Source organism: Sphingomonas sediminicola (assembly GCF_049991885.1).
GTDB classification, from domain to species: domain Bacteria; phylum Pseudomonadota; class Alphaproteobacteria; order Sphingomonadales; family Sphingomonadaceae; genus Sphingomicrobium; species Sphingomicrobium sediminicola.
Map to the genome: position 1 here is coordinate 2,562,648 of NZ_CP178916.1, position 24,341 is coordinate 2,586,988.

Genomic DNA, 24,341 nt, shown 5'->3' on the forward strand with positions numbered 1-24,341 from the left:
CTAGGGGCGCTACTATCATCGCGGGCTTAGTCGGTCAGATTCGCCGGCACCTTGCCACCGTGCGCAGCCAACTGTCGCATGACCTCCTTATGCAGCCAGATGTTCATCTCCACGCTGCCGTCCTTGGCGCCTTGATAGCCGAGCTCAGCGGCCAGCTCCTTCCGGTTCTCAAGGCTCGAATCCATGCCGAGCAGCTTCATCAGGTCGACGATCGAGGTCTTGTAGTTGAGATCGGGGTTGCCCTTCTCGCGCGAGATTTGGGCCAGCACTCCTTCGACGTCGACATGCTGGGCCGGCGCCTGAGCCTGAGGCGGCACCTGGGTCCCGGCTTGCCCCGTCGCAGCTCCGGCAGGCTGCGGTGTCGGCGCGGGTTGGGCCTGAGCAGGGGCGCTTTTGTGCCCGAAGATGGCGTCCTTGATCTTGCTGAAGATGCTCACGTCTTCTCTCCTGCTGTCCAAGGCTGAACTGTCACCTCTCCGGATGTTTCCCGGCAGTGCGCTCACCCGTGCCGAATTTTCGAAGTTCACGTTCGAGCCCGCTTCAACCGTGCCGACAGTCATTTTCACGACGTTCGGTCGACGCTTTCGGCCGTCCGTCGACTCTTGGGTGGAATAGGTCGCGGCTCGGAATAGGCGTATGATAGGATTACCTCACGGGGAGGACCGATTGTCCACGCGTCGCCGCGCCCTGATTCTCGCGTTCCTGACTGCGCTGTCAGTCGTGCCTGGCGACGTCCAGGCGGCCGACGTGCCCCCGAAGATCCGCAAGCCGATGCCTGCTCCGGCCACGCCGCCGGACGTCGCTCCGCTCCCGCCCGCTTATTTCGACCCGACGCTCGCCGTTGGCGGACAAGACGTGAAGGCGCGCAAGGTGGAAACCCGCCTGACCGTGGCGGTGCATGTCAACGGCAGCGGCCCGTACAACTTCATCGTCGACAGCGGCGCCGACACGTCGGTGGTCGGTCTTAGGATCGCGCGAGGCCTTCAGCTTCCGCTCGGAACGACGGCAATCCTGAACGGGATGACCTCCCGCAACGTCGTTGACCGCGTGCGGGTCGCCGAGTTGACCTTGGGGCCGAACACCATCCGTAACGTGCAGCTTCCGGCCTTGCGGGAATCGGATCTGGGCGGCGACGGCATGATCGGCATCGATGCGCTCACCCAGCAGCGGCTGATGATGGATTTCGAGAAGCGCCTGATCAAGGTCGAGGACGCACGAATTCCAGAGAAATCACGTCCCGGCGACATCATCGTCGTCGCTCGCCGCCAGCGCGGCCAGCTGATCCTGACGCATGTCAGGGCCGCGGGGCTGTCGCTGGATGCAGTCATCGATACCGGAACGGAGATCACGATCGGCAATCTCGCACTGCGCGACAAGCTGATCCGCAAGAACCGCGACAAGTTCATCACGGTCGCCGTGACCGGTGTCACCGGGGAGACGGTCGATCTGCAGATGGCGAAGATCGCCGAGCTCCAGCTCGGCCCGATCACCTTGCGCGACGTCCCGATGGCCTTCGCCGACGTGCCGCCGTTCAAGATGTTCGGTCTTTCGAACGAGCCGGCGCTGCTGCTCGGGACCGACATCCTGGAGTCTTTCCGTCGGGTGTCGCTGGACTTCCGTGCCCGCAAGGTCCGCTTCCAGCTCAGGCGTTGCGGATCGCAGGGCGTAGTCATCAGCACGTCACCGGAAACCTTCACCCGCATATCGGCAACGGGTGGATCGGAAATCTGCGGCTGATAGGAAGGGGCGATGAAGCACTTCTCCTCTTCTACGAAACCGGGCCGGATTATCTTGATCGGCGCCCGCAATTTCGCGCTGAGCATCTGCGCCATGCCTGGTCAGCCGCCGAACACGGTGAGATCGTCGTTGCGGGCGCGCTGGCGGATCCGGTCGATGGGGCCGTTCTGATGTTCCAGGGCGAGGACAAGTCCGTCGCCGAGGATTTCGCGCGGGCCGATCCCTACGTCGTCAGGGGCCTAATCGCACGCTGGCACGTGCGCGAATGGACGACCGTCGTCGGCGAGCTGGCGGCGACACCCGTACAGCCGGAGACGTCTTAGACTCATGCGGCTGAGGCCGGTTGCTCGCCTGCGCTACGTTCGAGCGGTGCACCCGGTTTTCTGCTATCCGCGGCGAGCTCGGCAAAGGAGGCTTGTATGCTCGATCCTGGCTTGCCGCTCGACCAGCTGAAATCCGCATATGAAAATTGGCGCCGGACAAAAGGCGGGAACCTCAATGAGGTTCTGAACCTGTTCGACGACCGGATCGAAATGCACTCTGTGCTCGAACCGGGCGTCAAACACGAGCTGGCTCGGGTCCAGACCTCGCGCGAAGACACCAAAGCATATTTTCGGGAATTGCTCGATAATTGGGAAATGATCTACTTCCCGACGGAGAAAGTCCTCGCCGATGGCGACACCGTGGTCTGGATCGGTCGCTGCCATTGGCGGAACAGGAAGGACGGAAACGTGCTCGACACGCCCAAGATCGACGTCTGGACGTTTCGGAACGGCAAGGCGGTCCGATTCTTCGAAATGTTCGACAGCCTGGGTTTTGCACGGGCCGCCGGCTTGCTCTGAACCGCCAGGCCCGTCCGCGCGTTTTTAGCCCCATGATAAGGAAGCTGAAATCAGGCGAATATCGCCTCTATTCGCGCAAGAAGGGTTCGGACGGAAAGCGGCGGAATCTCGGCACCTTCTCGAGCCGCGATGCGGCAGAAAAGCACGAGCGCGAGGTCCAGTACTTCAAGCGGGGCTAACGGTCGGCCTTTCCGGCGCTCCAGACGCTGTCGGGCAAGGGCACGTCCACGCTCTGCATCTCCGCGTCCGAGGCTTGTCCGACCATCAGGCGATAAGTTCCCGCCTTGATATGCCAGTTATTGTTGGCGGCCTCGTAAGTCGCCAACAGCCTCGGATCGACGTTGAGTTCGATCTGCCTCGCCTTGCCCGGCTTTAGATCGGTCTTGGCGAAGGCTCCAAGCCGCTTCGGCGCTTCCCAGCCGGCCTTCTTCCAGTCTACCGGAGCGACATAGACCTGCGCCACGCCCTTGCCCGCCCGCTTGCCTGAATTGCGCATAGAGAAGCCGACCTTGACGGACTTGCCGTCGGGCAGCGCCGTCAATCCCGACAAAGCGAAGCTGGTGTAGCTCAGCCCGTGGCCGAACGCCCATAAGGGCTTGTAGCCCTTTACGTCGTACCATTTGTAACCGACCGTCGCGCCTTCATCGTAGGTGATGTGCATCGGCGTTTCGCCCGGCAGTCCGAGGCCCGGAAGGTCAGGGTGCGCGAGCTGGTCGGATGAAGCGGGGAAGCTGATTGGCAGGTGACCCGACGGATTGACCTTTCCGGTCAGGATTCGCGCGATCGCCGGACCGCCGCGAATGCCGGGGTAGAAAGCTTCGAGGATCGCGGGGACGTCCGAGGCCCACGGCATGAACACCGCACCACCGCTTTCGACTACTACGACCGTTTTCGGATTGGCCTTGGCGACGGCGGCGACAAGCGCGTCCTGGTTTCCTTGAAGCTCGAGATGGCCGTCATATCCTTCGCTGTCGTGCTGGGTGACGAAGACAATTGCGACGTCGGAGGCCGCGGCAAGCGCTGAGGCGGAAGCAAGGTCGCTACCGGCATCGAAGCTGACCTTCGCGCGTGGGAGTTCGCTCTTGAGCGCTGCCAGCGGCGGCGAGGGCATGAAGGTATGCTCGTCGAGCATCACAGCGCCGCCGACGGGGGTCACGTCGGACGATCCGCCGCCTGCCATCACGCCCTTGTCGGCATTGCCGCCAATGACCGCCACGGACTTCACGCCGCGCAGGGGCAGCAGGTCGCCGTCGTTCTTCAGCAGCACGAGCGATTCTTCGGCGGCCTTCTGAGAGACCAGGGCATGCGCCGCATAGTCGATCGATCCGGCTTTCACGGGGTTGTCGACCGGGCCCTTGGCGAAAAGCGCCCAGAGGATGCGCTCGACCATGTTGTCGAGCCTGCTTTGAGAAATCGCGCCCGACTGAAGCGCTGCCTTCATCGCGGGCGGAGCGAAGCGGGGGTTGTCAGTAACACAGCAGAAGCCGGTGAACTGGTCGAGGCCGTTGTTGGCCGCTGGCGCCGTCGAATGGACCGCCCCCCAGTCGCTCATCACGAAGCCCTTGTAGCCCCAGTCGCCCTTGAGGACGGTGTTGAGCAGATAGTCGTTCTCGCAGCCCCAGCGGCCGTTAATAAGGTTGTAGGAGCACATCACTGAGCCCGGCGATCCCCGTTCGATGGCGAACTCGAACGCGAGGAGATCCGACTGGCGTAGCGCCTCAGCCGAGATCGTCACGTCCAGCGTCGTTCGCTGAGTTTCGGTATCGTTCACGGCGTAATGTTTGATGGTCGAAATGATCTTGTTCGACTGGATACCCTCGATCAGCGAACCGGCCATGGTGCCGGCGAGAAGAGGGTCCTCGCCGGTATATTCGAAGTTGCGGCCGTTCCTCGGCTCGCGGGCAAGGTTCACGCCGCCCGACAACATGGTGTTGTGGCCGGTCGCACGCGTTTCGGCACCGATCATCACGCCGCCCGCTCTGGGCACGGCGGGATCGAAACTCGCCGCTGTCGCAAGTGAGGAGGGAAGGGCCGTGCTTGGGATGAGGCTGTTCCGGACGCCCATCGAGGCATCGGTCTGCCATTGGTCGGGAACGCCGAGCCGCGGAACGCCCGGAACGAAACCCGCTGAGCCCTTGACCGCGCGGGTCTGCACGTAGGCCTTGAGTTCTTGAGACACGATGTCGTCGGGGACTTTCGAGATCTCGGTGACCGCCTGGTCCGAATAGCCGAAAATGAGCCTCAATTTCTCGTCGAGCGTCATTGCTTCGACGGCAGCCCGCGCCCGTGCTTCGGGCGAAAGGCCGGGGTTGAGCCAGGGCTGGCCTGCTGACGTCGGCGTTGCGCTTTCCTGTCCGCTCGCTGGACCTGCCAGCGCGATCGCGATTGCTGCAGACGCCAGAAACGCCGTGGCCTTGCTCATGTACTAACCCCCCTGAACGCCGGGCCTCTCGCCCCACCAATAATTCACCAGCATGTTGAAGCGCTCGATCGCCTCGACATGATGAAACCAGTCCCTTGGAATGAAGATTGCGTCGCCGGCTGACAACTCCGCTTCTTGCGCGACGTCCAGGGCACGCGCGAACCGCGGATAGCGCTCCAGGTCCGGCGCGGTGACGTGAACCATGCTGACCGGTGTCCCGGCGGGCGTAGGATGTGCCGGGCCCATGTAGAGATCGTCCTCGGCATCTGGCGGAAAGAGGGTGAACCTGCGCCGGCCCGCCGCAACCACCGCGACATTGTCGACAGGATCGTTGTGGGTCGCGACCTTCGCGGAATTGCCGACCCAAATCCTGGGCTCGGTCCCTTGGGGAACCAGCGGCATCGGGTGGGACGCGGAGAAGCCGGGGACATAACGCTCGGCGAGCATGCCTTGCACGACCATCGCATATGGTCGTTGCTCGCCGGCCTGCTCGTGCATCGCCGCGAGGAAGGTCGATAGGTCCGCGCGGCCACGTATGAAGTTCAGCGACTTGCCATCGGCGGTGTAGTGAAAGCGACCCTGCTGGTCGGGGTCCGCGCGAAGGATCTCGACGGGTTCGTCATTCACGTGTGCGGCGAGCAAAGCCATCCAATTGCCGCCTGCATTCACCAGCGGCCAGCTCGCTGCGATTCCACGCAGAACTGCAGGTTCGGCCCGCGGCAGGATGTCTTTCCGGAATTGCTCCAGCGAGGGTTCTGTCCATTCGGAAATGGAGCGCATGGAAGAGCCCTAAACGAAAGGCGCCGCCGCCAAAATGGCGACGACGCCTTCGTTCATAACCTTCCGCTCAGATTAGAACTGATATTCGTGGACCTTTGCCTTGCTGGCCGTGCCGCCGAAGGAGATAGCCATCTTTTCAGGCTTGGCCGCAACGACCGGCTTGGTGACTGCGGTCGGCTTTGGAGCCAGCCCCAGGCGTTCGCGACGGTCGAGCTCTCCCGCGATCTTCAGCCGCTTGCGCAGGGACAGCGAAGGATTCTCGGTCGTCGGGCCCTGATAGGCGGCGCGGACGTGACGTCCGAAGTCCGATGTGTCGAACCTGTCGGGAACTTCCGTCGGCTCCATTGCGGCCGGCATCGTTGCAGCCACCGGTTGGTGGACAGGAGGGTCCCAGCCAGCCTCGGGCTCGGCCTGGACCGGGTCGGTGAGCGCGAGCTCGTCGTTGTCGATCCAATTGTGCTCGAACTCATCGTCCTCGCGGCGGCGTTTCCGGCGGACTGCCATACCTGCGCCGGCAAGGGCGAGGATCAGTGCGCCCGCGCCACCGGCAATCGGGAGTGCTTCCTTGAGTTCGGCGTCCTTTGCCGGCTCGACTTCGGCAACCGGCGCGACTGCGGGCGCAGGCTCGACCGAAGTGATCGGGACCGGAGCCGGAGCAACTTCTGCAATAGGCTCGGAGGCCGGCGCATCCACTGGCGCTGCAGCGGCCTTCGGGGCCGAACGGACGGTCTTGGCAGCCGTCTTCTTGGCCACGGGCTTAGCCGCCGGTGCAGCTTCAGGTTTTGCGGCTGTAGTCGTTTCGACCGGCGTCGAGGTTGCTTCCGGCTCGGCAGCCGGGGCGAGCGGATCGGCCGCAGGCGCTGCCGGCTCCGGTGCGGCCGCCGTTGCCTCGACGGGTGCCGTCTCGGTGCTCGGCACCTCTTGGGCAGCGAGCGAAGTTGAAGAAAGGGCAAGGACCGCGGCAATCGCGGTAGTGCCCAGGCGATACTGCTTGCGTGTGTACATCATGAAAAACGAACACGCACGGACGTTACGCGGTCGCATCGTTTCCGACGAGTCGAACCGTGGTGACGACGAACTGAAAAAACTCAATCTTCTTAATGGGTTGATGAACGGCGGTTTTCCAAATCAATCGGAATTTGTCGTATTTTCAGTAGCGTTGGTGGTGTCCGAGCCGCTCTCGTTGAGCTGATTAAGCTGGTTGCCGAGCGTATCGCTTTCCGCCCCGCCTTCGTCCGCGGGAAGGACGGTTTCGTTGGTCGACATTTGCGTGTCGGACTCCATATTTGCCGCATTGTCCTGACCGCTCTGGGAGCAGGCGGCGAGCGCGACGATGCCGATTGCAGCGCCGATTCTCAGCGTGAGTTTCATTGCGCTTTCCTCTTTTGATGGGGCGACGAGATTTAAGAGCGCTCGATAGGTACCACTGGTTCCCTTCCTAGAGCGAGGGGAAGCTTTGCTTGAGGCCGTCGATCACGAACTGAGCGGCGAGCGCGGCAAGGATTACGCCGAGGACCCGAGTGATCATCGCTTCCAGCTTTTCGCCGATAAGGCGCATGATCGGTCCGGCGGCGAGGAGGGCCAGCATGGTCAGCAGCATCACGATCGTAATCGCGGCAAGAACCGCAGCGACCTCTGCAGAGCCGTCCGCGCGAGACACCCACAGCATGGCGCTGGCGATCGAACCGGGGCCCGCGATCATGGGTATCGCCATCGGGAACACCGAGATGTCCTCGGCCTCCGGAGTGCCCTCGATCGACTGGGCCCTGGACTCCCGGCGCTGGGTCCGGCGCTCAAACACCATGTCGAGGGCGATCATGAACAGCATGATGCCACCGGCGACGCGGAAGCTTGCAAGGCTGATGCCCAGTGCCTGAAGCATCGGGCGGCCGAGCAGAGCGAAGAACATCAGGATCGCCCAGGCGATCAGCGAGGATCGGACCGCCATCGCCCGGCGGTGCTTGCCGGGCGTCCCGCGTGTCAGGCTTGCAAAGATGGGTGCGCAGCCCGGCGGGTCGATGATGACCAGGAAGGTGACGAGAGCCGAGCCGAAGACCTCGATCATTCTTTGGGCGCGCTGATGTGCTGGTCGAGAATGGTGCGGTAGTCGCGGCCGTTCCAGAGCTTGGCTTCGAAATGGCGTTCGCCGGACGCGGAAACCTTCCATTCGTAAATGAGGGTGCCGTCGGCCGATCGGCCCTGGCCGCCGTCAGCGGGCGGCTTGCCGGCGATCCGCGCGGTCGATTTCACCTCTTCGCGATACGCCCCCGGAATCTTCGTCCGGCCGCCGCAGCTGGCGCGCTGCACGCGGGGCTTCTTCGGAAGCGCCATCGGCGATGCCAGCGTGTCACCGCCATCGTACGACCACTTCCAGCTCTTGCCGCTGCGCATCCAGACCGTGGTGAAATAGCCCGTCGCTTTGCCGGACGCCGAAGTCCACGGGCCACGATTTATCGCCGTCCGGCCGTCGCACGAAAGCCAGCTGTCCGAGGGTCCCCAGCTGATCGCCTTGGGCGGGTCCTTCAGAGGGGCGAGGAACTCATGGGCCCAGACCGCCTGGGGCGTAAACATGACCGCGGTTTCGTCGGCATATTTGCGAAAAGCGGTCCATTGTCCGATACGTTTCGCATCGGCTGCGAACGCGCGTTCCGCGTCGACGGCACTGATTGCGGCGGCAGCAAGCAGGAATTCTAGCATTACACTCCCTTCGGATCCGAGAGCCCCGCCCTCCGGTGCGCGGCAACAACCGTGTTCCTTAAAAGCATGGCGATGGTCATCGGGCCCACGCCGCCCGGAACAGGAGTGATCGCCCCGGCTCGCTCGCTTGCTCCGGCGAAGTCGACGTCGCCGACGAGGCGAGACTTGCTGTCTTCCGTCGGCACACGGTTGATGCCGACGTCAATGACCGTCGCACCCGGCTTGATCCAGTCACTCTTGACCATTTCCGGGCGGCCGACCGCGGCTACGACAATGTCCGCGCGGCGAACGACATCCGGCAGGTCCCTCGTTCGGGAGTGGGCGACCGTCACCGTCGCGCTTTCGCCGATCAGCAGCAGCGCCATCGGCTTTCCGACGATATTGGAGCGGCCGATCACGACGGCCTCCTTCCCGGCGATCGATCCGAGTTCCTGCTTCAGCAGATAGAGGCAGCCGTAGGGCGTGCACGGGACGAGCGCTTCGAGCCCGGTCGCCAGCCGTCCGGCGTTCATCGGGTGGAAGCCGTCGACGTCCTTGGCCGGATCGATCGCCGCAATGACCCGGGACGCATCGATCTGCGGAGGAAGCGGCAGCTGAACCAGGATCCCGTCCACGTTATCGTCGCGATTGAGCTGGTCGACGAGGTGGAGGAGCTCAGTCTCCGAGGTCGTGTCCGGGAGCTTGTGCGAGAAGCTTGCCATGCCGGCTTCGCTGGTCGCCTTGCCCTTGGACCGGACATAGACCGCGCTCGCGGGATCCTCGCCGACCAGCACTGTCGCGAGACCCGGTTGGCGACCGGTCGTGCGCGCGAATTCCGCTGCAATCCCGGCGACGCGCGCCCTTACTTCGGCGGCAGCGGCTTTTCCGTCGATGATCTTTGCGGTCATGCGCCCGAATAGGCCAGGTCCACCGCGACGCCGCTCAGAAGCATCCGCAGGATCTGGATGACGAGAAGGAGGACCAGGGGCGAGAAATCGATGCCGCCGAAATCCGGCATGACCTTCCGGATCGGCCGGTAGAGCGGGTCGGTGATGCGGTCGAGCGCGCCGACGAAGGCGCGCAGGCCCTGCGAGCCCGTGTTCAACACGTTGAAGGCCACCAGCCAGCTGAGGATGACCTGGATGATGATGATCCAGCCGAGGACCCGAAGAAGCAGGTCGGCGACGTTGAAGAGCGCAATCAGCATTGACGGGGCTTAGCGGGAGGCCCGCTGCGCCGCAATCTACGGTGCGAAACGGTTCGGAAGTGCCTCGGCGAGGATGACTGCGAAATCTCCGGCCGGGTCTGTCCACTCCGCCAATGGCGTCCACCCGCCCGCCAGAAGCAGGACCCGTGCGCCGCGCTGTCCGTACTTGTGGCTGTTCTCGGTATGGATCGACGAGCCCTTGGCGAAGGAGAAGCTCTTGCCTGAGATCGTGAACGTCACGTCCCGCCTCGCGACGAGATGCATCTCGATCCGCGACAAAATGTCGTTCCAGCGTGCCTCGTGACGGAAGGCGTCGATCGGGATGTCGCCGTCCAGCTCACGGTTGATCCGCTCGAGGAGGTTGAGATTGAAGGCGGCGGTGACCCCCGTGGGATCGTCGTAGGCCGCGATCAGGCGCTCGATCGGCTTCACCTTGTCCATGCCGATCAGCAGCTGCGCGCCGACGCCGAGCAGGTCGCGGAAGCTGCGTAGGAGGTCGGTCCCGGTCCGCGGCACGAAATTGCCGATGGTCGAACCCGGAAAGAAGCCGAGCTTTGGCAGAGCCGCGATACTGTCGGGCAGGTCGAAAGGTCGCGCGAAGTCGGCGACGACCGGCTCGACTGAGATGGACGGGAATAGGTCGGCGATCTCGGCAGCACTCTCGCGAAGATAGTCGCCGGAGATGTCGACTGGCACGTAGGCCGCCGGGTTGATCGCTTCGAGAAGCAATGGCGTTTTTGTCGCCGAGCCGGCGCCGAACTCGACTACGGCAGCCCCGGCGTGGACGCACTTCGCGATGTCCGGAAGAATCTCCTTGAGAAGCGCCGTCTCCGTCTGCGTTGGATAATAAGCAGGGAGACGGGTGATCTCGTCGAACAGCTCCGATCCACGGCGGTCGTAGAGCCAGCGCGCGGGCACTGCGGGAATATAGGCCGACAAGCCTGCCAGCACGTCTTCTCGGAAGGCGGGATCGACCCGTTCAGCTGTCTCGAGCAAGCCTCAGCCCCGTGAATTGCCAGCGCGAGGCCGGAGGAAAGAAATTGCGATAGGAGGCGCGGCTGTGCCCGCGCGGCGTTGCGCAGCTGGCCCCCTTCAGCACGAACTGTCCGCACATGAACTTGCCGTTATACTCGCCGACCGCGCCCTCGGCCGGAACGAAGCCTGGGTAGGAGAGGTAGGCACTTCCGGTCCACTCCCACACATCGCCGAAGATTCCTCCTCCGGGTTTCGGAAGGACAGCCTCGGCTGTGTCAAGCTGGTTGCCGAGGAAAGGATCGGCACTTCCCGCGAAGTCCTCCCATTCGGCTTCAGTCGGAAGGCGCGCGCCGGCCCAGCGGGCGAAAGCGTCGGCCTCGTAATAGCTGATGTGCGCAACGGGTGCGGCGCGGTCGATCTCGCGGCGGCCCGCGAGCGTGAACTGCGTGCCGTCGCCGTGCCAGTAGAGAGGCGCATCGATCTTTTCGCGCTGCACCCAGTCCCAGCCCTCGCTGAGCCAGAGCGTCGGAGTGGAGTAGCCGCCGTCGGCAATGAAGTCGGTCCATTCGCCGCTCGTCACCTTGCGGCTCGCTATCGCGTGGGGGTGCAGGACGACGCGGTGGCGCGGCCGCTCGCAGTCGAAGGCAAAGCCATCTTCGCTCGCTCCGATTTCGACGATCCCGGCTCGACCCGGATGAAATGTCATCGGCTCGGTCGCGAAGCAGGCGGGCGGGCCGAGCTCGGCATAAGCCGGCTCCATCGGATTTTCGGCGAAGGTCGCCAGCAGGTCGGTAAGGAAAAGCTCCTGGTGCTGCTGCTCGTGATTGATGCCCAGTTCGATGAGGTCGAGGACGTTCGGCGAGAAGTTCGGCAACTCGCGATCGAGTGCCGCATCGACCTGGGCGCGCCAGTCGCGAACTTCGTCGAGCGAGGGGCGGCTGAGCATACCGCGCTTGGGCCGTGCGTGACGGTCGCCCTCCGTCTCGTAGTAGCTGTTGAACAGGTAAGCGAAGCGCTCGTCGAACGGCCTGTAATCGGCGACATGGTCGCGCAGCACGAACGTCTCGAAGAACCAGGTCGTGTGGGCTAGGTGCCACTTGGCCGGCGAGGCGTCCGGAAACGGCTGGATCGTCGCATCCGCGTCCGAAAGAGGCGCAGCCAGATCGAGCGTCAGCTTGCGCGTGGCAACCAATCGCTCGCGGAGCGCTTTGGGGGTTCGAGCCGAATCCTCCCTGGCCATCGTTGAGCCCCTGCCACGAAACAGCGGCAGATAAAAGCCGAAGTTCTCCAAATGTTCCGCCGGAGCGGCTATTCGTCCCGGGTTCCGCCCGGCTTCCAGAGGACATCGCCGCCAGAACCAGCGGCGACTTTACGCGCGCCGACGAACAAATGGTCGGACAGGCGATTGAGGTAGGCGAGGAGGTGCGGATTAAGCGGCTCGACCTCGTTCAGCGCGACGGCTGCCCGCTCGGCGCGGCGGACGACTGCGCGGGCAAAATGCAGCGCGGAAACGGCCACCGAGCCGCTCGGAAGGATGAAGCTGGTGAGCGGCGCGAGGTCCGCGTTCATCCCATCGATTTCCTGCTCCAGCCGCTCGACCTGTACGGGGACGGTGCGCAGCGCGCCGTCGACTTCGCCCGGCGTTGCGACGTCTGCGCCGACATCGAACATATCATTCTGGATGCGGAGCAGGTGCGCACGGACCTCGCCCCCATCCATCGCCGAGATGGCCATGCCGATGGCGGCATTAGCCTCGTCCACTTCACCGATGGCGATCATCCGGAGGCTCGATTTGCTGACCCGCGAGCCGTTGACCAGCCCCGCCGTTCCGGCGTCCCCCGTCTTGGTATAAATTTTGTTGAGGCGGACCATCAGGTCTTGGCCGTCAGCCCCGCGATCCGCCTGCCACGACCAGAAGCAGGATGACGATGATGATCGCGACGGCCTGGAACAGCACGCGCTTGCGCATGTAATCCTGCTGCCGCTCGCCGCTGATGTCCTTGCCCGAAGCCATGGCTATGACCCCGCGAACGAGGACGTAGGCGGTAGCACCCATGGCGAGGATGAGCAGGATGATGAGGATCGCGTTCATGGCCCGGCTCTACTCGTCGCGAAATGCGAAACCAAGGGGGAGCTTTTCGGCCAGCAGGTCTCGGGCGAGCCGAATTCCGTCGACGCCGCCCTCGCGCATGGCAGCGAGCGTCGGCGCAAGGTCGCGCTTGGCGAGCCGCCGTCCGTCTTTGTGCGTGACCAAAGGATGGTGCCGATAGGTGGGTTCCGGCAGGTCGAGCAGCACCTGCAGCAGTCGCTGGGTCGGCGTCGATGGGCGGAGATCCGCTCCGCGCACGACCATGGTCACTCCGCTTGCCGCGTCATCGACGACGCAGGATAGGTGATAGCTCGCGGGCGCATCCTTCCTCGCTAGGATGACGTCGCCAATCTGCGACGCGTCTGCATCGAAGCGGCCTCCGTCGGTCTCCGTCCACGACGGTAGGCCGGCGATTTCGAGCGCCTTGGCGGAATCTAGCCGCCAGCTGTGCGGCGTCTTTGCTCGCCGCTCCGGGTTGTCATGCAAGGGCCGACAAGTCCCGGGATAGGATGCGGCTGCGTCGCCGTGCGGAGCCGCCATCGACTGTGCAATGTCGGCCCTGGTGCAAAAGCAGGCATAGACGAGCCCACGCTCACGCAGCCGGTCAAGCGCCGCCCCGTAGTCGTCGGTCCGCTGCGATTGCACGAGGACCGGCTCATCCCAGTGGAGTCCGAGCCATTCCATGTCCTCGTAAATGCCGTCGACGAACTCCGGTCGGCTGCGTCCCTGGTCGAGATCGTCGATCCGAAGAAGAAAGCGACCGCCACTTTCGAGGGCCCGTGCGTGACCCGAAACCGCGCTGAACGCATGACCGAGATGAAGCCGGCCCGTCGGCGAGGGTGCGAAACGCGTCACAATCATTTCGACTGTGACTCAAAGGACTCTTGACGGCGAATCCGCAATCTTCGATTCTTCATGCCGTCACATCGGGTTGGCATCCGGTGGGCAACAAGGGAAGACGGGCCCGACGCGACCCATCTCCTCCTTGAGTGCGACAGGGCCGGAGACTTGTTCGTAGCGGGCGGACAGGAAAGGCCATTGCCCGCGTCATGTATCACCCCGACCTCATTCGCCATCCCGAAAGCTGCCCGGCGCTCGTCCTGAACGCCGACTACACGCCGCTCTCTTATTATCCGCTCAGCCTCTGGCCTTGGCAGACCGCGATCAAGGCCATGTTCCTGGAGCGCGTCGATGTCGTCGCGCACTACGACCGCGAAGTGCACAGCCCGAGCATGGCGCTGAAGCTTCCGTCGGTGATTGCGCTTCGCCAGTTCGTGAAGCCCAGCGAATATCCGGCGTTCACAAGGTTCAACCTGTTCCTCCGCGACAAGTTCAGCTGCGTCTATTGCGGTTCGCGCAAGGAACTGACCTTCGACCACGTGCTCCCACGCGCCCAGGGCGGCCGCACGACGTGGGAAAATGTCGCGACGGCCTGTGCACCCTGCAACCTCAGGAAAGGCGGACGCACGCCGCGCCAGGCCGGCATGCATATAGAGCTTGAGCCGATCCGCCCGACCAGCTGGCAGTTGCAGGATCACGGGCGCAGCTTCCCGCCCAACTATTTGCACCAGAGCTGGCGCGATTACCTCTACTGGGACATCGAGCTGGAGCCCTGATCGCGCTTATCGCGGCATTAACCATTCCCCCGTAGCCTCGGGCCAATGGATGTCGCACCGTGGCAGAATGAGGTTCACGAAGCGGGAGCCGAGGCTCCGCGCGTCCTCATCGTGCAGCCGAACCGCGCTTATCTGGGAGTCCTGGCCCGTCGCATCTCGGAGGGCGGATATCGGGTGGCTACGGCGGACACCGCGGCCTCTGCAATGGCGGAGCTGCATCGGCTTTCGGTCAGCCTGATCCTGTCGGAGCTTCGGATGCCGGGAACCAGCGGCGTTGAGCTGGTCAGCATGGTGCGTGAGGACCCCGTGCACCGCGAGCTTCCGGTCTTCCTTGTCACCGGCAGGTCCGACACGGACGGCGCCGTGCAGGCTTACAGGAGCGGCGCGGACACGGTCATCGCGAAGCCGTTCCATTTCGAGGTGCTCATTGCCCGGATCGGTCGAGAGATCGAGCGGTCCAAACAGCTGGCCAAGCTCCGCAACGACGTTGCTGCCCTCGACGCTCGAGTGGTCGGGCGCGCAATCGAGTTGGGCGAGATGCGCGATCGCTGGCTCGCGAGCGAGGCCGAGTTGCGCCGTCTCCAGGAAAAGATTCGCTCCACCGAGGCCTAGAGCCCGGCGAGAAACTCCCGGACCTTGGGGCCGACGTCTTCGCGCTCAAGAGCGAGCGCGAGATTGGCGATAACGTAGCCGGCCTTGTCGCCGCAGTCGTGCCGGACAGCGTCGACCTTGATCGCGTGAAACGGCTGCTTGCCGATCAGCTGGGCCATGGCGTCCGTCAGCTGGATTTCTCCACCTGCGCCGGTTTCGCCCTTGCCGAGCACCCGCATGACGTCGGGCTGAAGGATGTAGCGGCCGATTACCGCAAGATTCGAAGGCGCTTCTTCCGGCTTCGGCTTTTCGACGAGGCCGAGGACTTCGGTAACCGCGCCGTCCTGCCTGCCCGGAGTGATGACCCCATAGCTGCCGGTCTTCTCGTGCGGCACTACCTCGATGGCCAACATATTGCCGCCGACCTTCTCCCAGGCTTCGACCATCTGCTTGAGGGCACCCGGCGTGCCGGACATCAGGTCGTCGGGGAGAAGGACCGCGAACGGCTCGTCGCCGACCACTTCGCGCGCGCACCACACTGCGTGACCCAGGCCGAGAGGCTGCTGCTGGCGGACCGAAACCAGCTCGCCGAAGCGGGCGCGCGACGGCTCGAGCGCCTCGAGCGTCTTGCCCTTCTCGCGCATCGTCGTTTCGAGCTCGAAAGCCATGTCGAAATAATCGACGAGCGACGATTTCCCGCGGCCGGTGACGAAGATCATCTGCTCGATGCCCGCCTCGCGAGCCTCGTCGACCGCATACTGGATGAGCGGCCGGTCGACGACCGTCAGCAACTCCTTCGGAATGGCCTTGGTTGCGGGAAGCAGGCGCGTGCCGAGGCCGGCCACTGGAAACACGGCCTTGCGAAGCTTTCTTGTCATTCGGGGGTCGCGGGTCCTACTTCGTTGGTCGGGCTTTCCTGCCCTGTCCCGGCCGGAGGCGGAGGCGCTGCTCCGCCACCGGCGGGCGGCAGGTCGAAACGATCGACCGAGCGCGGCTGCGAGCGCTTGATCAATTCGTCCACGCGCTGCGGGTCGGCATAGGTCGGCGGGGTCAGCAGGTCTTCCGCGGTCGGTGTCGTCTGGGCCATCAGCGGCTTGACCGGCAGCGGTTCGCCCTGCGCTGGTGTGAGCGGCGCCATACGGCCGCAGCCGCAAAGTGCGGCGATCAGGATTACGACGGCTGCGCGGCGGAACATCGGGAGTGGCGTAGCGTCTCGCGAAGTCTTTCGCCAGCCGCTCCAGCGCCTTGCAGCCACGGGGCGGCTTTCCTATCGGCCTCTCATGTCCATCTTCAGAACTGCTGCGCTCCTTCTCGCCCTCGGCCTCTCTGTCGCTGCCTGCCAGAAGCAGGAGGCTCCGACGAACAAAGAGACGAGCGCTTCAGATCCGCGCGGCATTCATCGCGACCAGGCGGGCAAGCCCGCGCCCGATGTCGAGCTTCGCGACGCGGAAGATGAGCCGGCAACTCTCGCGGATGCGAAAGGCCAGCCCGTCCTCGTCAACATTTGGGCGACCTGGTGCGCCCCCTGTGTAAAGGAGCTGCCGACGCTTCAGGCGGTCGCCAAGCAGAAGGGAGGGATTCGCGTCATCGCCGTTTCGCAGGACGTGGCGCCGCGGGGCTCTGTCGATGCCTTCCTCGAGAAGAACAGGCTGACCGACCTTGAAGTCTGGCACGATCCACGGATGGCCTTGTCGTCGGCGTCGGGTGCCCAAATCCTGCCGACGACGATCCTTTACGATGCACAGGGCCGGGAGGTTTGGCGCTATGTGGGCGACCTCGACTGGTCGGGCGAGGAAGCTAGGAAGCTGCTGGCTGAACTGCCCGCCGCTGGAAGAGGCTGAGCAATCGTCCGTCGATCGCTGCGAGGCCAAGGGCGATAAGGCCGAGACCGGCGACATCGCGGGCTTCGATGATTTCACCAAGCATGAGCGCGCCCATCAGGATTGCTACCGGCGGTACCAGCAGGGTGACGAGCAATGCGTTGGTCGCACCCGCTGAATCGATCAGCCGGAAATAGAGGATGTAGGCGTAGGCGCTGCAAACGACCGCGAGCACGAGGATGGCGCCGAGTGCGCCGAGCGGGGGAACGGCCTGCTCCCATGGGCGATCGAACACCAGCGCGACAGGAAGCATGACGAGCGCACTCGCGGTCAACTGACCGGTGGTGACCGACATCGGCGAAACTCCAAGCCGCTTGAACCGGCGCGCCCAGACTCCCGCCAAAGCGTAGAGAAGAGCGGCGGTGACGCAGGCGAGCTGCGCGAGCACATTGTTTCCGATCGAGCCGAGCAAGTCGGGGCCGATCATCAGAGCGACGCCGCCGAATCCGAGCAGAACTCCGGCGATCTTGCGCGGGGTCATGCGCTCGTCGTGGGTGAAGACGTGCGCGACGATCACGCCCCAGATCGGCGTGGTAGCATTGAGGATCGACGCCAGTCCGCTGGCGATATGGGTCTGTCCCCATCCGAACAGGATGAAGGGAATGACGTTGTTGAGCAGCGCGAGGACGAACATCGAGCCCCAAACGGACTTCGGCAGGCCTGCGGGTTCCTTTCGCCAGGCGAGGTAGGCCCAGAGAGCCGCGGCCGCGATCGTCACCCGCAGCCAGACGTAGGTGAGCGGCGGCACAGAATGCACGGCGACGTGAATGCAGAAGAAAGCGCTGCCCCAGATCACGGCGAGCCCGATGAGCGTCAGCCAATCGGAGCGGTTCATGACGCTGCGGATCATCGCATGCGTATGCGGTCCGACCGGCGCGGCCGCTTCCCGCAGCTTGCTGTCAAAGCAATCCTGGCTGAGCTTCGTCATCCAGGAATTCTGACTGACGAGCTCCAGCGCCGCCAACAAAAGGGCGGTTTCCGCTCATAAGGTCAGCTTATCTAGTCGCGCAGCAGTTCGTTGATGCTGGTCTTCGACCGCGTCCGCTCGTCGACGCGCTTCACAATGACCGCGCAGGCCAGTGAAGGGCCGCCATCCTTGCCCGGCAATGCGCCTGGAACGACCACCGAATAGGCCGGAACGCGGCCGTAATGGACTTCGCCCGAGGCACGATCGACGATCTTGGTCGAGGCGCCGAGGAAAACACCCATCGACACGACCGCGCCCTGCTCGACGATCACGCCTTCGGCGACTTCCGAGCGTGCACCGATGAAGCAATCATCCTCGATGATCACGGGTCCGGCCTGAAGCGGCTCAAGCACTCCGCCGATCCCGGCGCCGCCCGAAATGTGCACGTTCCTGCCGATCTGGGCGCAGCTGCCGACCGTCGCCCAGGTATCCACCATTGTGCCTTCGCCGACCCGGGCACCGATGTTGACGAAGCTCGGCATCAGGACAGCCCCAGGAGCGATGTAGGCGCCGCGGCGAACGATGGCGCCGGGAACCGCGCGATAGCCCGCGGCTTCGAATTCCTTCTCGCCGAGCGCCGCAAATTTGGAGGGCACCTTGTCCCACCAGTTCGCGCCGCCGGGGCCGCCGGCGATCAATTCCATCGGATTGAGCCGGAACGAGAGCAGGACCGCCTTCTTGAGCCATTGGTTGACAACCCATTCCCCACCGGCCTTTTCGGCGATGCGCGCTTCCCCGCTGTCGAGAGCGGCGATGGCCTTGTCGACCGCCTGGCGGACATCGCCCTTCGTGTCGGGCCCGATCGCGCTCCGATCCTCCCATGCCGCGTCGATCACTTGGCTCAGGCTGCCGGTCATTCCTCATCCTCCAGTATCGTCTCGAGCCATTCGCCCACATCGGCGATGCGATGGTCGATGTAGCTGTCCTCGGCGCCGTGGTTCCCGCGCTCCGATCCATTGTCCACCCAGACGGTCGTCATTCCGAGCGTCTTCGCGGGCCTGAGGTTCTGGGCGATGTCGTCGACCAGAAGCGCCCGGGCGGGATCGATGCCGAAGCGCTCGCAGAGTAGCTCATAGCCATGCGGGTCGGGCTTCGGGCGATAGCTGCTGGCGTGGATGTCGTGCAGATCGTTGAAGCGGTCGCCCACCCCAATCGCCTCAAGCACCCGGCGCGCATAAGGCGCATCGCCATTTGTGAAGATGAATCGTCTGCCGGGAAGGCGCTGCAATGACGCCGCGAGTGCATCGTTGCGCTGGATGCGGTCGAGCGGGATTGCGTGAACGTCTTCGAGGAATTCGTGCGGGTCTATTTCGTGCGCGCGCATCAGCCCCGCGAGCGTCGTCCCATGCGTGTGGAAATGATGCTTTTGGACGCGGTGCGCCTCGTCGGCGTCGCAGTTCAGAAGACGCCGGATATAGGCGTTCATGCGCTCGTCGATCAGCGCGAACAGACCGCTCGAGGCCGGGTACAGGCAATTGTCGAGGTCGAAGATCCAGTCGCGGACGTGGCTGAATTCGGGGGCGACGCTGGCGGCCATGCCGAGCGCCTAGCCCCTTTCTCCTTCCCGGCAAACCTTGCCCTGACGGTCTAGGCTGCGCGCTTCCAGAATTTCGGGGTCAGCATGCCGACAGTCGCGCGGTATTCCTCATAGTCGCGGCCGAACAGACCCCTCAGATCGCGCTCCTCGTAGCGGATGGCGATCAGGATATAGACGGACATTCCGAGTGCGAAGAGCAGGTGACCGGCGGTCATCTTCGGAATGGCCCAGAAGGAGATGAAAAAGCCCGCGTAGAGCGGGTGCGCCACCCACCGGTAGAAGAAGGGCTGACGGAGTTCGGGGGCCTGGGCCTCGCGACTGCGCATGTGGAACCAGGCCTGCTGAAGTCCGAACAATTCGAAGTGGTTGATCATGAACGTGCTCAGGAGGACGACGAGCCAGCCGGACCCGAACAGCAGCCAGAGCGGAAATTCGAGCCCCGTTCCGCTAGCGTCCCAGATCACCTGTGGGATTGGGCGCCAGAGCAGGAACATTACGATCAGCACAGCGCTGGCTCCGAGCACATAGATACTGCGTTCGAGGTAGTGCGGCACGATGCGGGTCCATGCCCGCTTGAACCCTTGTCGAGCCATCACGCTGTGCTGAATTCCGAAAAGGGCGAGCAGGGCGAGATCGATAATGACGGCGACGGCGACTGGTGCCTCCGGCCCACGATCGACAGTAAGAGCCGCAAGCGGCAAATTGCCGACGAAGGCGATCAGGTAGAGGAAGGTCGCGAAAAAGATCGCATAGGCGATCGTCGAAAACAGTAGCGAAGCTGAGCGTGACATGCCGATTCCCCTTCGGCTGCGAAGCGCCCCTTTATCAGAAAATCGACGGCTTACCTATCAGACGGTGAAGCTCTCGCCGCAGCCGCAGGCGCCCTTCGCATTCGGGTTCTCGAACACGAAGCCGGCGGCGAAATCGTCTTCGCGCCAGTCCATGATCGAGCCGATCAGGTAGAGGATCGATCCGCCGTCTACGAAGAAGGTGCCGCCCGCAGTCTCGATCTTTTCATCCATCGGGTTCGCCTCGGTGATATAATCGACCGAGTAAGCGAGGCCCGAGCAGCCGCGGCGCGGCGTTGATAGCTTCACACCGATCGCGCCTTCGGGAGCGCGGCCCATCAATTCCGCAATGCGCGCTTCCGCCGCGGAGGTCAGGATGATCGCGGCCGGACGCGGTGCCCGGACTTTCGTTTCCCTATTCATTACAAATACCGCTCATAGCATTCCCAGTTCGAGCCGGGCCTCGTCGCTCATCTTGGACGGGTCCCACGGCGGGTCCCAGACCAGCTTCACCTCGGCATCGCGGATTCCAGGGACCGAGAGGACTCGAAGCTCGACTTCGTTCGGAAGGGATTCCGCGACCGGGCAGTGCGGCGTCGTCAGCGTCATCGTCACCACCGCGTCACCATCCTCGCTTATCGCAACGTCGTAGATCAGGCCGAGCTCGTAGATGTCGACCGGAATTTCCGGGTCGTAGATCGACTTCAGCGCGTCGATGACGTTGTTCTTCAGATCTTCGTTAGCGGATGCTTCGTCCGCCGGCTTGGTCTCGCCCGAGAGGAAGCCGGTCAGATAGTCGCGCTTCCGCTCGAAATCGGGCGTGACTCGAGCGCGCGGCGGTGGGCTTACCGCTTCCACTTCTTCCGTTTCGATCTTCCGCTCCTTGTTCATCCGAAGATCCGCTTCACCTGTTCTATCCCGCGCACCAAAGCCTCGATGTCCGAGCTGTCGCTATGCGCCGCGAAGCTCGCCCGCGCCGTCGCCGGAACGCCGAGAACGTCCATCAGAGGCTGCGCGCAATGATGGCCGGCGCGGACCGCGACGCCCACGTCATCCAATATGGTGGCGGTGTCGTGCGGATGCACCCCGTCGACGTTGAAGCTGACGATTCCTGCACTGTCCTCGGGTCCGTAAAGCGTCACGCCGCCGACGCCCGACAATGCCGCGCGGCATTCCGCGACGAGCGCGCATTCATGCGCGTGGACTGCGTCCAGAGTCAGGCCTTCGACCCAATTGACCGCTGCGTTCAATCCGACCGCCCCGACGATGTGCGGCGTGCCGGCCTCGAAGCGCATCGGTGCGTCGAGATATGTGGTCTTCGCGAACGTTACTCGGTCGATCATCGACCCTCCACCCTGCCACGGAGGAAGGGCGTTGAGCAGGTCGTATCGACCCCAAAGACAGCCGATGCCCGTAGGGCCGTAAAGCTTGTGCCCAGAGTAAGCGTAGAAGTCGCAACCGATTGACGCGACGTCGACAGGAATTCGCGGAACAGCCTGGCAGCCGTCGAGCAGCAGAAGCGCGCCCTTCGAATGCGCAATCTCGGCCGCCCTCTTCGTGTCGAGAATCGAGCCGAGCACGTTCGACACGTGCGCGAAAGCGACGACGCGATGCTCCTCGGAGATCATCGCTTCGGCGGCATCGAGATTGATGCGTCCATCGACGGTCAGCGGAACCGCGTCGACTTCGTAACCCGCGAGCTGCCAGGGAACGATGTTGCTATGATGCTCGAGCTGCGACAGCAGCACGCGGTTGCGGCCTTCCTTTGGAAGCGAGCGCGCGACCAAGTTGATCGCTTCGGTCGCGCCGCGCGTGAAGACGACCTCGTTCGGTTGCCCGCCAATCAATCCTGACGCGGCAGCGCGTGCGGCTTCGTAACTCGCCGTCATCGCCGCCGAGCGCTCGTAAACGCCGCGGTGCACTGTCGCATAATCGCGGGCGTAAGCGGTGGTGATTGCGTCGATCACGACCTGCGGTTTTTGCGCGGTCGCCGCACTGTCGAGATAGTGCCAATTCTCGATCGCCGGGAATTGGGAGCGAACGTCGAGCGCGCTGTTGATGCGCGTTGCGACGTTCATGCCACCCTCCGCAACGCACCGCGCGCGGCGGCGCAGATCGCCTCGCGTTGCGCCTCATCCGCGACGTTGTCCCAAAGTCCCATGACGAAGCCTTCGAGCAGCAACGCGCGCGCGCTTGCCGGGTCGAGCCCGCGCGATTGTGCGTAGAACATCTGAGTCTCGTCGAGCTCGCCGACGCTCGCGCCGTGAGCGCATTTCACGTCGTCAGCGAAGATCTCCAGCTCGGGCTTACAGTTCGCTGTTGCGCCGCGATTAAGCAGCATGGCTTTCACCGATTGTTCGCCGTCGGTTTGCTGCGCGCCGCGTGCGACCTCGACCTTGCCGAGATAGGAACCGACGGCCTTGCCGCCGAGCACCGAGCGAACGACCTGCCGCGAGCGTCCGCGCTCGCCGATGTGCCTCACGTTGGTGACGATTTCGTTGGTCGATTGACCATCGCCGATATTCGCAGCGAACAACTCGAAATTGGCGTCAGCTTCGAGGCTCACCTGGAGCTCAATGCGGCCGTAGACCGATGCGGTGTTCAGCACGAACAATCGCGCCTTCGCGCCCGCACCGAGCGCAATCGACATGCGCTTCACTTGCACGTCATCGCCGGTCGGCACCCACACGTCTTCGAAGGAATCGCCCGCGCCGATTGTCAGCGTCAGCGGCTCTGCGAACTGTTCCCAAACCGGCTTCAGCGCGTCGAGGTCGGCGTAACGCCATTCCTCCTGTTTGCGGGTGGGGAAGGGGGCGGTCATGCGCGTCTCTTCATCAGCCGGCGCAGCTTCTTGTCGCGGCGCTTCTGCCGTTCAGGAGCCATCAGCCCGTAGAGCGAATCGAGTGCGAGGCCCCCGGCGACCAGGATGATGACGAGGCTTGCTGCGTAGCCGGTATCCATGAAGCGGCTGACGATGAAGTCGAGCGCGGCGACGATGCCGGCGAGGATGACGAGAAGGGTCGTGTCGGCGATTGCGCGGCCGGGATCGCCGCGTACCGACGCGACAACGATCATGAAGACGATACAGCCTAGGATGATCGCGAAAGTGCTCACGCAGCCGCCTCCGCGTAGCCTTCGCGCTCGAGTTCGTGCGCAAGCTCGGGACCGCCGGAGCGGACGATGCGCCCGGCGTTCAGCACGTGCACCTTGTCCGGCGTTACATAGTCGAGCAGCCGCTGGTAGTGCGTGATCAGGAGCACGCCTTTGTCGGGCGCGCGCATGATGCGATTGATGCCCGCGCCGACCGCACGAAGAGCATCGATGTCGAGGCCGCTGTCGGTTTCATCGAGGATCGCGAACTTCGGATTCATGATGCCCATCTGGACCATCTCGGCGCGCTTCTTCTCGCCGCCCGAAAAGCCGACGTTCACCGGGCGCTTCAGCATGTCGACATCCATGCCGAGCAGCGCTGCCTGTTCGCGCGCGAGCTTGATGAACTCGCCGCCGGAAAGTTCAGGCTCGCCGCGCGAACGGCGCTGCGAATTGAGGCTCTCGCGAAGGAATTGCAGCGATGAGACGCCCGGGATTTCGACCGGATATTGGAAGCCCAGGAACAGGCCCGCGGCTGCGCGCTCGTGCGGCTCCAGCGCAAGCAAATCCTTGCCGTCGAATGTCGCCGAACCTTCGGTCACCTCGTACCCTGGGCGCCCCGAAAGCACGTAGCCGAGCGTCGATTTGCCCGATCCGTTCGGCCCCATGATCGCGTGTACTTCTCCCGCGGGCACGCTGAGCGAAATGCCCTTCAGGATCGGCTTGTCGGCGACCGTCGCATGGAGGTTCCGGATGTCGAGCATCTTATTTGTCGAGCCTCCCGGCCGGGCAATTGAGGAGGAAGTAGCGACGCATCGAATCCATCGCGTCCTGGCGAATTCCTTCGAGCATCCGGCGGTCGTTGAGCGCTCGCTGGCGGTCCTCGATTGCGGCATCTTCCAACGACAGTTTCTTTTCGTCAGCGGCCTTGATCGGGCCCGCCTCGCGAAGCGTCGCGCGGCGCTGCGAAACTTCGAGACGCGCGGCGACAATCGACTCCTGCTCGCGGAACGTGTCCAGCAGGAACGCGCTGCGCTGCGCGGCTTCCCCCGAGAAAGCCGGATTGGCCGCCCCGCGATCGCATTGAGCGACTGCGCGGTTCAGCGAATCCAGATCGGCAGACGCCGCAACAAGAAACAACAAC

34 protein-coding genes are annotated in these 24,341 nt (G+C 63.8%); 7 read left to right on the forward strand and 27 right to left on the reverse strand.

Annotated elements, in window-relative coordinates:
* Positions 1 to 26 precede the first annotated feature (26 nt).
* Positions 27 to 437 carry a DUF3597 domain-containing protein gene (locus ACMC5O_RS13375; RefSeq protein WP_187708373.1) on the reverse strand — a complete coding sequence of 137 codons (411 nt, stop codon included), beginning with the start codon at positions 435 to 437 and terminating at the stop codon, positions 27 to 29.
* Between the two features lie 229 nt (positions 438 to 666).
* On the opposite strand from ACMC5O_RS13375, the gene ACMC5O_RS13380 reads away from it, so the two are divergent.
* The 4 genes from ACMC5O_RS13380 to ACMC5O_RS13395 all read left to right on the forward strand — a co-directional run bounded on the left by ACMC5O_RS13380 (position 667) and on the right by ACMC5O_RS13395 (position 2,758).
* Positions 667 to 1,737 carry a retroviral-like aspartic protease family protein gene (locus tag ACMC5O_RS13380; protein ID WP_187708372.1) on the forward strand — a complete coding sequence of 357 codons (1,071 nt, stop codon included), beginning with the start codon at positions 667 to 669 and terminating at the stop codon, positions 1,735 to 1,737.
* Complete coding sequence (locus tag ACMC5O_RS13385; RefSeq protein ID WP_246444181.1) at positions 1,650 to 2,060, forward strand: YciI-like protein; 411 nt, start codon at positions 1,650 to 1,652, stop codon at positions 2,058 to 2,060. The genes ACMC5O_RS13380 and ACMC5O_RS13385 overlap by 88 nt, the downstream gene beginning before the upstream one ends.
* A 96-nt stretch (positions 2,061 to 2,156) precedes the next feature.
* On the forward strand, positions 2,157 to 2,579 hold the full coding sequence (locus tag ACMC5O_RS13390) for a nuclear transport factor 2 family protein (RefSeq protein WP_187708371.1): 423 nt from the start codon (positions 2,157 to 2,159) through the stop codon (positions 2,577 to 2,579).
* A 32-nt stretch (positions 2,580 to 2,611) separates the two neighbouring features.
* Positions 2,612 to 2,758, forward strand: a complete 147-nt coding sequence (locus ACMC5O_RS13395) for a hypothetical protein (protein ID WP_187708370.1) — start codon at positions 2,612 to 2,614, stop codon at positions 2,756 to 2,758.
* On the opposite strand, the gene ACMC5O_RS13400 is transcribed toward ACMC5O_RS13395, so the two are convergent.
* The 13 genes from ACMC5O_RS13400 to gluQRS form a co-directional block, all read right to left on the reverse strand.
* Positions 2,755 to 5,001 (reverse strand): beta-glucosidase, encoded by a 2,247-nt coding sequence (locus ACMC5O_RS13400; RefSeq protein WP_426693000.1) that lies wholly within the window; start codon positions 4,999 to 5,001, stop codon positions 2,755 to 2,757. The two genes, ACMC5O_RS13395 and ACMC5O_RS13400, sit on opposite strands and share 4 nt — an antisense overlap.
* Before the next feature lie 3 nt (positions 5,002 to 5,004).
* Positions 5,005 to 5,781 (reverse strand): cupin-like domain-containing protein, encoded by a 777-nt coding sequence (locus ACMC5O_RS13405; protein ID WP_426693001.1) that lies wholly within the window; start codon positions 5,779 to 5,781, stop codon positions 5,005 to 5,007.
* A 72-nt stretch (positions 5,782 to 5,853) separates the two neighbouring features.
* The gene (locus ACMC5O_RS13410) at positions 5,854 to 6,789 is read right to left on the reverse strand and encodes a hypothetical protein (protein ID WP_187708368.1); all 936 of its coding nucleotides are present in this window, start codon (positions 6,787 to 6,789) and stop codon (positions 5,854 to 5,856) included.
* 120 nt (positions 6,790 to 6,909) lie between these two features.
* Positions 6,910 to 7,152: a hypothetical protein gene (locus tag ACMC5O_RS13415; RefSeq protein WP_426693002.1), complete on the reverse strand. Its 243-nt coding sequence runs from the start codon at positions 7,150 to 7,152 to the stop codon at positions 6,910 to 6,912.
* A 67-nt stretch (positions 7,153 to 7,219) separates the two neighbouring features.
* Positions 7,220 to 7,846 (reverse strand): MarC family protein, encoded by a 627-nt coding sequence (locus ACMC5O_RS13420; protein WP_187708366.1) that lies wholly within the window; start codon positions 7,844 to 7,846, stop codon positions 7,220 to 7,222.
* The gene (locus tag ACMC5O_RS13425; RefSeq protein WP_187708365.1) at positions 7,843 to 8,478 is read right to left on the reverse strand and encodes a hypothetical protein; all 636 of its coding nucleotides are present in this window, start codon (positions 8,476 to 8,478) and stop codon (positions 7,843 to 7,845) included. Before ACMC5O_RS13425 ends, ACMC5O_RS13420 begins: the two co-directional genes overlap by 4 nt.
* Positions 8,478 to 9,365 (reverse strand): bifunctional methylenetetrahydrofolate dehydrogenase/methenyltetrahydrofolate cyclohydrolase FolD, encoded by an 888-nt coding sequence (gene folD / locus ACMC5O_RS13430; protein WP_187708364.1) that lies wholly within the window; start codon positions 9,363 to 9,365, stop codon positions 8,478 to 8,480. Before folD ends, ACMC5O_RS13425 begins: the two co-directional genes overlap by 1 nt.
* On the reverse strand, positions 9,362 to 9,664 hold the full coding sequence (locus ACMC5O_RS13435) for a YggT family protein (protein WP_187708363.1): 303 nt from the start codon (positions 9,662 to 9,664) through the stop codon (positions 9,362 to 9,364). Before ACMC5O_RS13435 ends, folD begins: the two co-directional genes overlap by 4 nt.
* A gap of 36 nt (positions 9,665 to 9,700) precedes the next feature.
* Positions 9,701 to 10,660 carry an L-histidine N(alpha)-methyltransferase gene (gene egtD / locus ACMC5O_RS13440; protein ID WP_426693003.1) on the reverse strand — a complete coding sequence of 320 codons (960 nt, stop codon included), beginning with the start codon at positions 10,658 to 10,660 and terminating at the stop codon, positions 9,701 to 9,703.
* Complete coding sequence (egtB, locus tag ACMC5O_RS13445) at positions 10,644 to 11,879, reverse strand: ergothioneine biosynthesis protein EgtB (RefSeq protein WP_426693004.1); 1,236 nt, start codon at positions 11,877 to 11,879, stop codon at positions 10,644 to 10,646. Before egtB ends, egtD begins: the two co-directional genes overlap by 17 nt.
* A gap of 68 nt (positions 11,880 to 11,947) precedes the next feature.
* Positions 11,948 to 12,511: a cob(I)yrinic acid a,c-diamide adenosyltransferase gene (locus ACMC5O_RS13450; RefSeq protein ID WP_187708362.1), complete on the reverse strand. Its 564-nt coding sequence runs from the start codon at positions 12,509 to 12,511 to the stop codon at positions 11,948 to 11,950.
* A gap of 13 nt (positions 12,512 to 12,524) precedes the next feature.
* The gene (locus ACMC5O_RS13455) at positions 12,525 to 12,731 is read right to left on the reverse strand and encodes a twin transmembrane helix small protein (protein WP_187708361.1); all 207 of its coding nucleotides are present in this window, start codon (positions 12,729 to 12,731) and stop codon (positions 12,525 to 12,527) included.
* A 9-nt stretch (positions 12,732 to 12,740) separates the two neighbouring features.
* Entirely contained in the window at positions 12,741 to 13,589 is an 849-nt protein-coding gene (gluQRS, locus tag ACMC5O_RS13460; protein WP_426693005.1) for a tRNA glutamyl-Q(34) synthetase GluQRS, read from the reverse strand.
* Between the two features lie 188 nt (positions 13,590 to 13,777).
* On the opposite strand from gluQRS, the gene ACMC5O_RS13465 reads away from it, so the two are divergent.
* Together ACMC5O_RS13465 and ACMC5O_RS13470 are read left to right on the forward strand one after the other, a co-directional pair.
* On the forward strand, positions 13,778 to 14,344 hold the full coding sequence (locus ACMC5O_RS13465; RefSeq protein WP_187708359.1) for an HNH endonuclease: 567 nt from the start codon (positions 13,778 to 13,780) through the stop codon (positions 14,342 to 14,344).
* A 45-nt stretch (positions 14,345 to 14,389) separates the two neighbouring features.
* The gene (locus ACMC5O_RS13470) at positions 14,390 to 14,956 is read left to right on the forward strand and encodes a response regulator (RefSeq protein WP_187708358.1); all 567 of its coding nucleotides are present in this window, start codon (positions 14,390 to 14,392) and stop codon (positions 14,954 to 14,956) included.
* Here the strand turns inward: ACMC5O_RS13470 and galU are convergent.
* Positions 14,953 to 15,813 (reverse strand): UTP--glucose-1-phosphate uridylyltransferase GalU, encoded by an 861-nt coding sequence (gene galU / locus ACMC5O_RS13475; RefSeq protein ID WP_187708357.1) that lies wholly within the window; start codon positions 15,811 to 15,813, stop codon positions 14,953 to 14,955. The genes ACMC5O_RS13470 and galU overlap by 4 nt on opposite strands.
* Positions 15,810 to 16,130 carry a hypothetical protein gene (locus ACMC5O_RS13480; RefSeq protein ID WP_343070195.1) on the reverse strand — a complete coding sequence of 107 codons (321 nt, stop codon included), beginning with the start codon at positions 16,128 to 16,130 and terminating at the stop codon, positions 15,810 to 15,812. Before ACMC5O_RS13480 ends, galU begins: the two co-directional genes overlap by 4 nt.
* 85 nt (positions 16,131 to 16,215) lie before the next feature.
* Here ACMC5O_RS13480 and ACMC5O_RS13485 point away from each other — a divergent pair, with 85 nt between their 5' ends.
* Positions 16,216 to 16,776, forward strand: a complete 561-nt coding sequence (locus tag ACMC5O_RS13485; protein ID WP_426693006.1) for a TlpA family protein disulfide reductase — start codon at positions 16,216 to 16,218, stop codon at positions 16,774 to 16,776.
* Here ACMC5O_RS13485 and ACMC5O_RS13490 read toward each other — a convergent pair.
* The 11 genes from ACMC5O_RS13490 to ACMC5O_RS13540 all read right to left on the reverse strand — a co-directional run bounded on the left by ACMC5O_RS13490 (position 16,733) and on the right by ACMC5O_RS13540 (position 24,340).
* Complete coding sequence (locus tag ACMC5O_RS13490; RefSeq protein WP_222949832.1) at positions 16,733 to 17,743, reverse strand: DMT family transporter; 1,011 nt, start codon at positions 17,741 to 17,743, stop codon at positions 16,733 to 16,735. The two genes, ACMC5O_RS13485 and ACMC5O_RS13490, sit on opposite strands and share 44 nt — an antisense overlap.
* A gap of 71 nt (positions 17,744 to 17,814) precedes the next feature.
* Entirely contained in the window at positions 17,815 to 18,639 is an 825-nt protein-coding gene (gene dapD / locus ACMC5O_RS13495) for a 2,3,4,5-tetrahydropyridine-2,6-dicarboxylate N-succinyltransferase (protein ID WP_187708355.1), read from the reverse strand.
* Positions 18,636 to 19,319, reverse strand: coding sequence for a pyrimidine 5'-nucleotidase (locus tag ACMC5O_RS13500; RefSeq protein WP_426693007.1), 684 nt, complete (start codon positions 19,317 to 19,319; stop codon positions 18,636 to 18,638). Before ACMC5O_RS13500 ends, dapD begins: the two co-directional genes overlap by 4 nt.
* 50 nt (positions 19,320 to 19,369) lie before the next feature.
* Positions 19,370 to 20,110, reverse strand: a complete 741-nt coding sequence (gene mddA / locus ACMC5O_RS13505) for a methanethiol S-methyltransferase (protein WP_426693008.1) — start codon at positions 20,108 to 20,110, stop codon at positions 19,370 to 19,372.
* A gap of 57 nt (positions 20,111 to 20,167) precedes the next feature.
* Complete coding sequence (locus ACMC5O_RS13510; protein ID WP_187708353.1) at positions 20,168 to 20,530, reverse strand: HesB/IscA family protein; 363 nt, start codon at positions 20,528 to 20,530, stop codon at positions 20,168 to 20,170.
* Between the two features lie 12 nt (positions 20,531 to 20,542).
* Entirely contained in the window at positions 20,543 to 20,998 is a 456-nt protein-coding gene (locus ACMC5O_RS13515) for an SUF system Fe-S cluster assembly protein (RefSeq protein ID WP_187708352.1), read from the reverse strand.
* Positions 20,995 to 22,185: an aminotransferase class V-fold PLP-dependent enzyme gene (locus ACMC5O_RS13520; RefSeq protein WP_187708351.1), complete on the reverse strand. Its 1,191-nt coding sequence runs from the start codon at positions 22,183 to 22,185 to the stop codon at positions 20,995 to 20,997. Before ACMC5O_RS13520 ends, ACMC5O_RS13515 begins: the two co-directional genes overlap by 4 nt.
* On the reverse strand, positions 22,182 to 22,928 hold the full coding sequence (locus ACMC5O_RS13525; protein WP_187708350.1) for a SufD family Fe-S cluster assembly protein: 747 nt from the start codon (positions 22,926 to 22,928) through the stop codon (positions 22,182 to 22,184). Before ACMC5O_RS13525 ends, ACMC5O_RS13520 begins: the two co-directional genes overlap by 4 nt.
* Complete coding sequence (locus ACMC5O_RS13530) at positions 22,925 to 23,221, reverse strand: hypothetical protein (protein ID WP_426693009.1); 297 nt, start codon at positions 23,219 to 23,221, stop codon at positions 22,925 to 22,927. Before ACMC5O_RS13530 ends, ACMC5O_RS13525 begins: the two co-directional genes overlap by 4 nt.
* Complete coding sequence (gene sufC / locus ACMC5O_RS13535) at positions 23,218 to 23,961, reverse strand: Fe-S cluster assembly ATPase SufC (protein ID WP_187708348.1); 744 nt, start codon at positions 23,959 to 23,961, stop codon at positions 23,218 to 23,220. Before sufC ends, ACMC5O_RS13530 begins: the two co-directional genes overlap by 4 nt.
* A 1-nt stretch (position 23,962) precedes the next feature.
* Positions 23,963 to 24,340 (reverse strand): hypothetical protein, encoded by a 378-nt coding sequence (locus ACMC5O_RS13540; protein WP_187708347.1) that lies wholly within the window; start codon positions 24,338 to 24,340, stop codon positions 23,963 to 23,965.
* Between the last annotated feature and the right edge of the window lies 1 nt (position 24,341).

Bases quoted from the DNA above. Each gene is read 5' to 3' on its own strand.
- ACMC5O_RS13390 (WP_187708371.1), top strand. From the start codon at position 2,157: ATGCTCGATCCTGGCTTGCCGCTCGACCAGCTGAAATCCGCATATGAA.
- ACMC5O_RS13395 (WP_187708370.1), top strand. From the start codon at position 2,612: ATGATAAGGAAGCTGAAATCAGGCGAATATCGCCTCTATTCGCGCAAG.
- ACMC5O_RS13400 (WP_426693000.1), bottom strand. From the start codon at position 5,001: ATGAGCAAGGCCACGGCGTTTCTGGCGTCTGCAGCAATCGCGATCGCG.
- ACMC5O_RS13405 (WP_426693001.1), bottom strand. From the start codon at position 5,781: ATGCGCTCCATTTCCGAATGGACAGAACCCTCGCTGGAGCAATTCCGG.
- ACMC5O_RS13410 (WP_187708368.1), bottom strand. From the start codon at position 6,789: ATGATGTACACACGCAAGCAGTATCGCCTGGGCACTACCGCGATTGCC.
- ACMC5O_RS13415 (WP_426693002.1), bottom strand. From the start codon at position 7,152: ATGAAACTCACGCTGAGAATCGGCGCTGCAATCGGCATCGTCGCGCTC.
- ACMC5O_RS13420 (WP_187708366.1), bottom strand. From the start codon at position 7,846: ATGATCGAGGTCTTCGGCTCGGCTCTCGTCACCTTCCTGGTCATCATC.
- ACMC5O_RS13425 (WP_187708365.1), bottom strand. From the start codon at position 8,478: ATGCTAGAATTCCTGCTTGCTGCCGCCGCAATCAGTGCCGTCGACGCG.
- folD (WP_187708364.1), bottom strand. From the start codon at position 9,365: ATGACCGCAAAGATCATCGACGGAAAAGCCGCTGCCGCCGAAGTAAGG.
- ACMC5O_RS13435 (WP_187708363.1), bottom strand. From the start codon at position 9,664: ATGCTGATTGCGCTCTTCAACGTCGCCGACCTGCTTCTTCGGGTCCTC.
- egtB (WP_426693004.1), bottom strand. From the start codon at position 11,879: ATGGCCAGGGAGGATTCGGCTCGAACCCCCAAAGCGCTCCGCGAGCGA.
- ACMC5O_RS13450 (WP_187708362.1), bottom strand. From the start codon at position 12,511: ATGGTCCGCCTCAACAAAATTTATACCAAGACGGGGGACGCCGGAACG.
- ACMC5O_RS13455 (WP_187708361.1), bottom strand. From the start codon at position 12,731: ATGAACGCGATCCTCATCATCCTGCTCATCCTCGCCATGGGTGCTACC.
- gluQRS (WP_426693005.1), bottom strand. From the start codon at position 13,589: ATGATTGTGACGCGTTTCGCACCCTCGCCGACGGGCCGGCTTCATCTC.
- ACMC5O_RS13465 (WP_187708359.1), top strand. From the start codon at position 13,778: ATGTATCACCCCGACCTCATTCGCCATCCCGAAAGCTGCCCGGCGCTC.
- ACMC5O_RS13470 (WP_187708358.1), top strand. From the start codon at position 14,390: ATGGATGTCGCACCGTGGCAGAATGAGGTTCACGAAGCGGGAGCCGAG.
- galU (WP_187708357.1), bottom strand. From the start codon at position 15,813: ATGACAAGAAAGCTTCGCAAGGCCGTGTTTCCAGTGGCCGGCCTCGGC.
- ACMC5O_RS13480 (WP_343070195.1), bottom strand. From the start codon at position 16,130: ATGTTCCGCCGCGCAGCCGTCGTAATCCTGATCGCCGCACTTTGCGGC.
- ACMC5O_RS13485 (WP_426693006.1), top strand. From the start codon at position 16,216: ATGTCCATCTTCAGAACTGCTGCGCTCCTTCTCGCCCTCGGCCTCTCT.
- ACMC5O_RS13490 (WP_222949832.1), bottom strand. From the start codon at position 17,743: ATGACGAAGCTCAGCCAGGATTGCTTTGACAGCAAGCTGCGGGAAGCG.
- dapD (WP_187708355.1), bottom strand. From the start codon at position 18,639: ATGACCGGCAGCCTGAGCCAAGTGATCGACGCGGCATGGGAGGATCGG.
- ACMC5O_RS13500 (WP_426693007.1), bottom strand. From the start codon at position 19,319: ATGGCCGCCAGCGTCGCCCCCGAATTCAGCCACGTCCGCGACTGGATC.
- mddA (WP_426693008.1), bottom strand. From the start codon at position 20,110: ATGTCACGCTCAGCTTCGCTACTGTTTTCGACGATCGCCTATGCGATC.
- ACMC5O_RS13510 (WP_187708353.1), bottom strand. From the start codon at position 20,530: ATGAATAGGGAAACGAAAGTCCGGGCACCGCGTCCGGCCGCGATCATC.
- ACMC5O_RS13515 (WP_187708352.1), bottom strand. From the start codon at position 20,998: ATGAACAAGGAGCGGAAGATCGAAACGGAAGAAGTGGAAGCGGTAAGC.
- ACMC5O_RS13520 (WP_187708351.1), bottom strand. From the start codon at position 22,185: ATGAACGTCGCAACGCGCATCAACAGCGCGCTCGACGTTCGCTCCCAA.
- ACMC5O_RS13525 (WP_187708350.1), bottom strand. From the start codon at position 22,928: ATGACCGCCCCCTTCCCCACCCGCAAACAGGAGGAATGGCGTTACGCC.
- sufC (WP_187708348.1), bottom strand. From the start codon at position 23,961: ATGCTCGACATCCGGAACCTCCATGCGACGGTCGCCGACAAGCCGATC.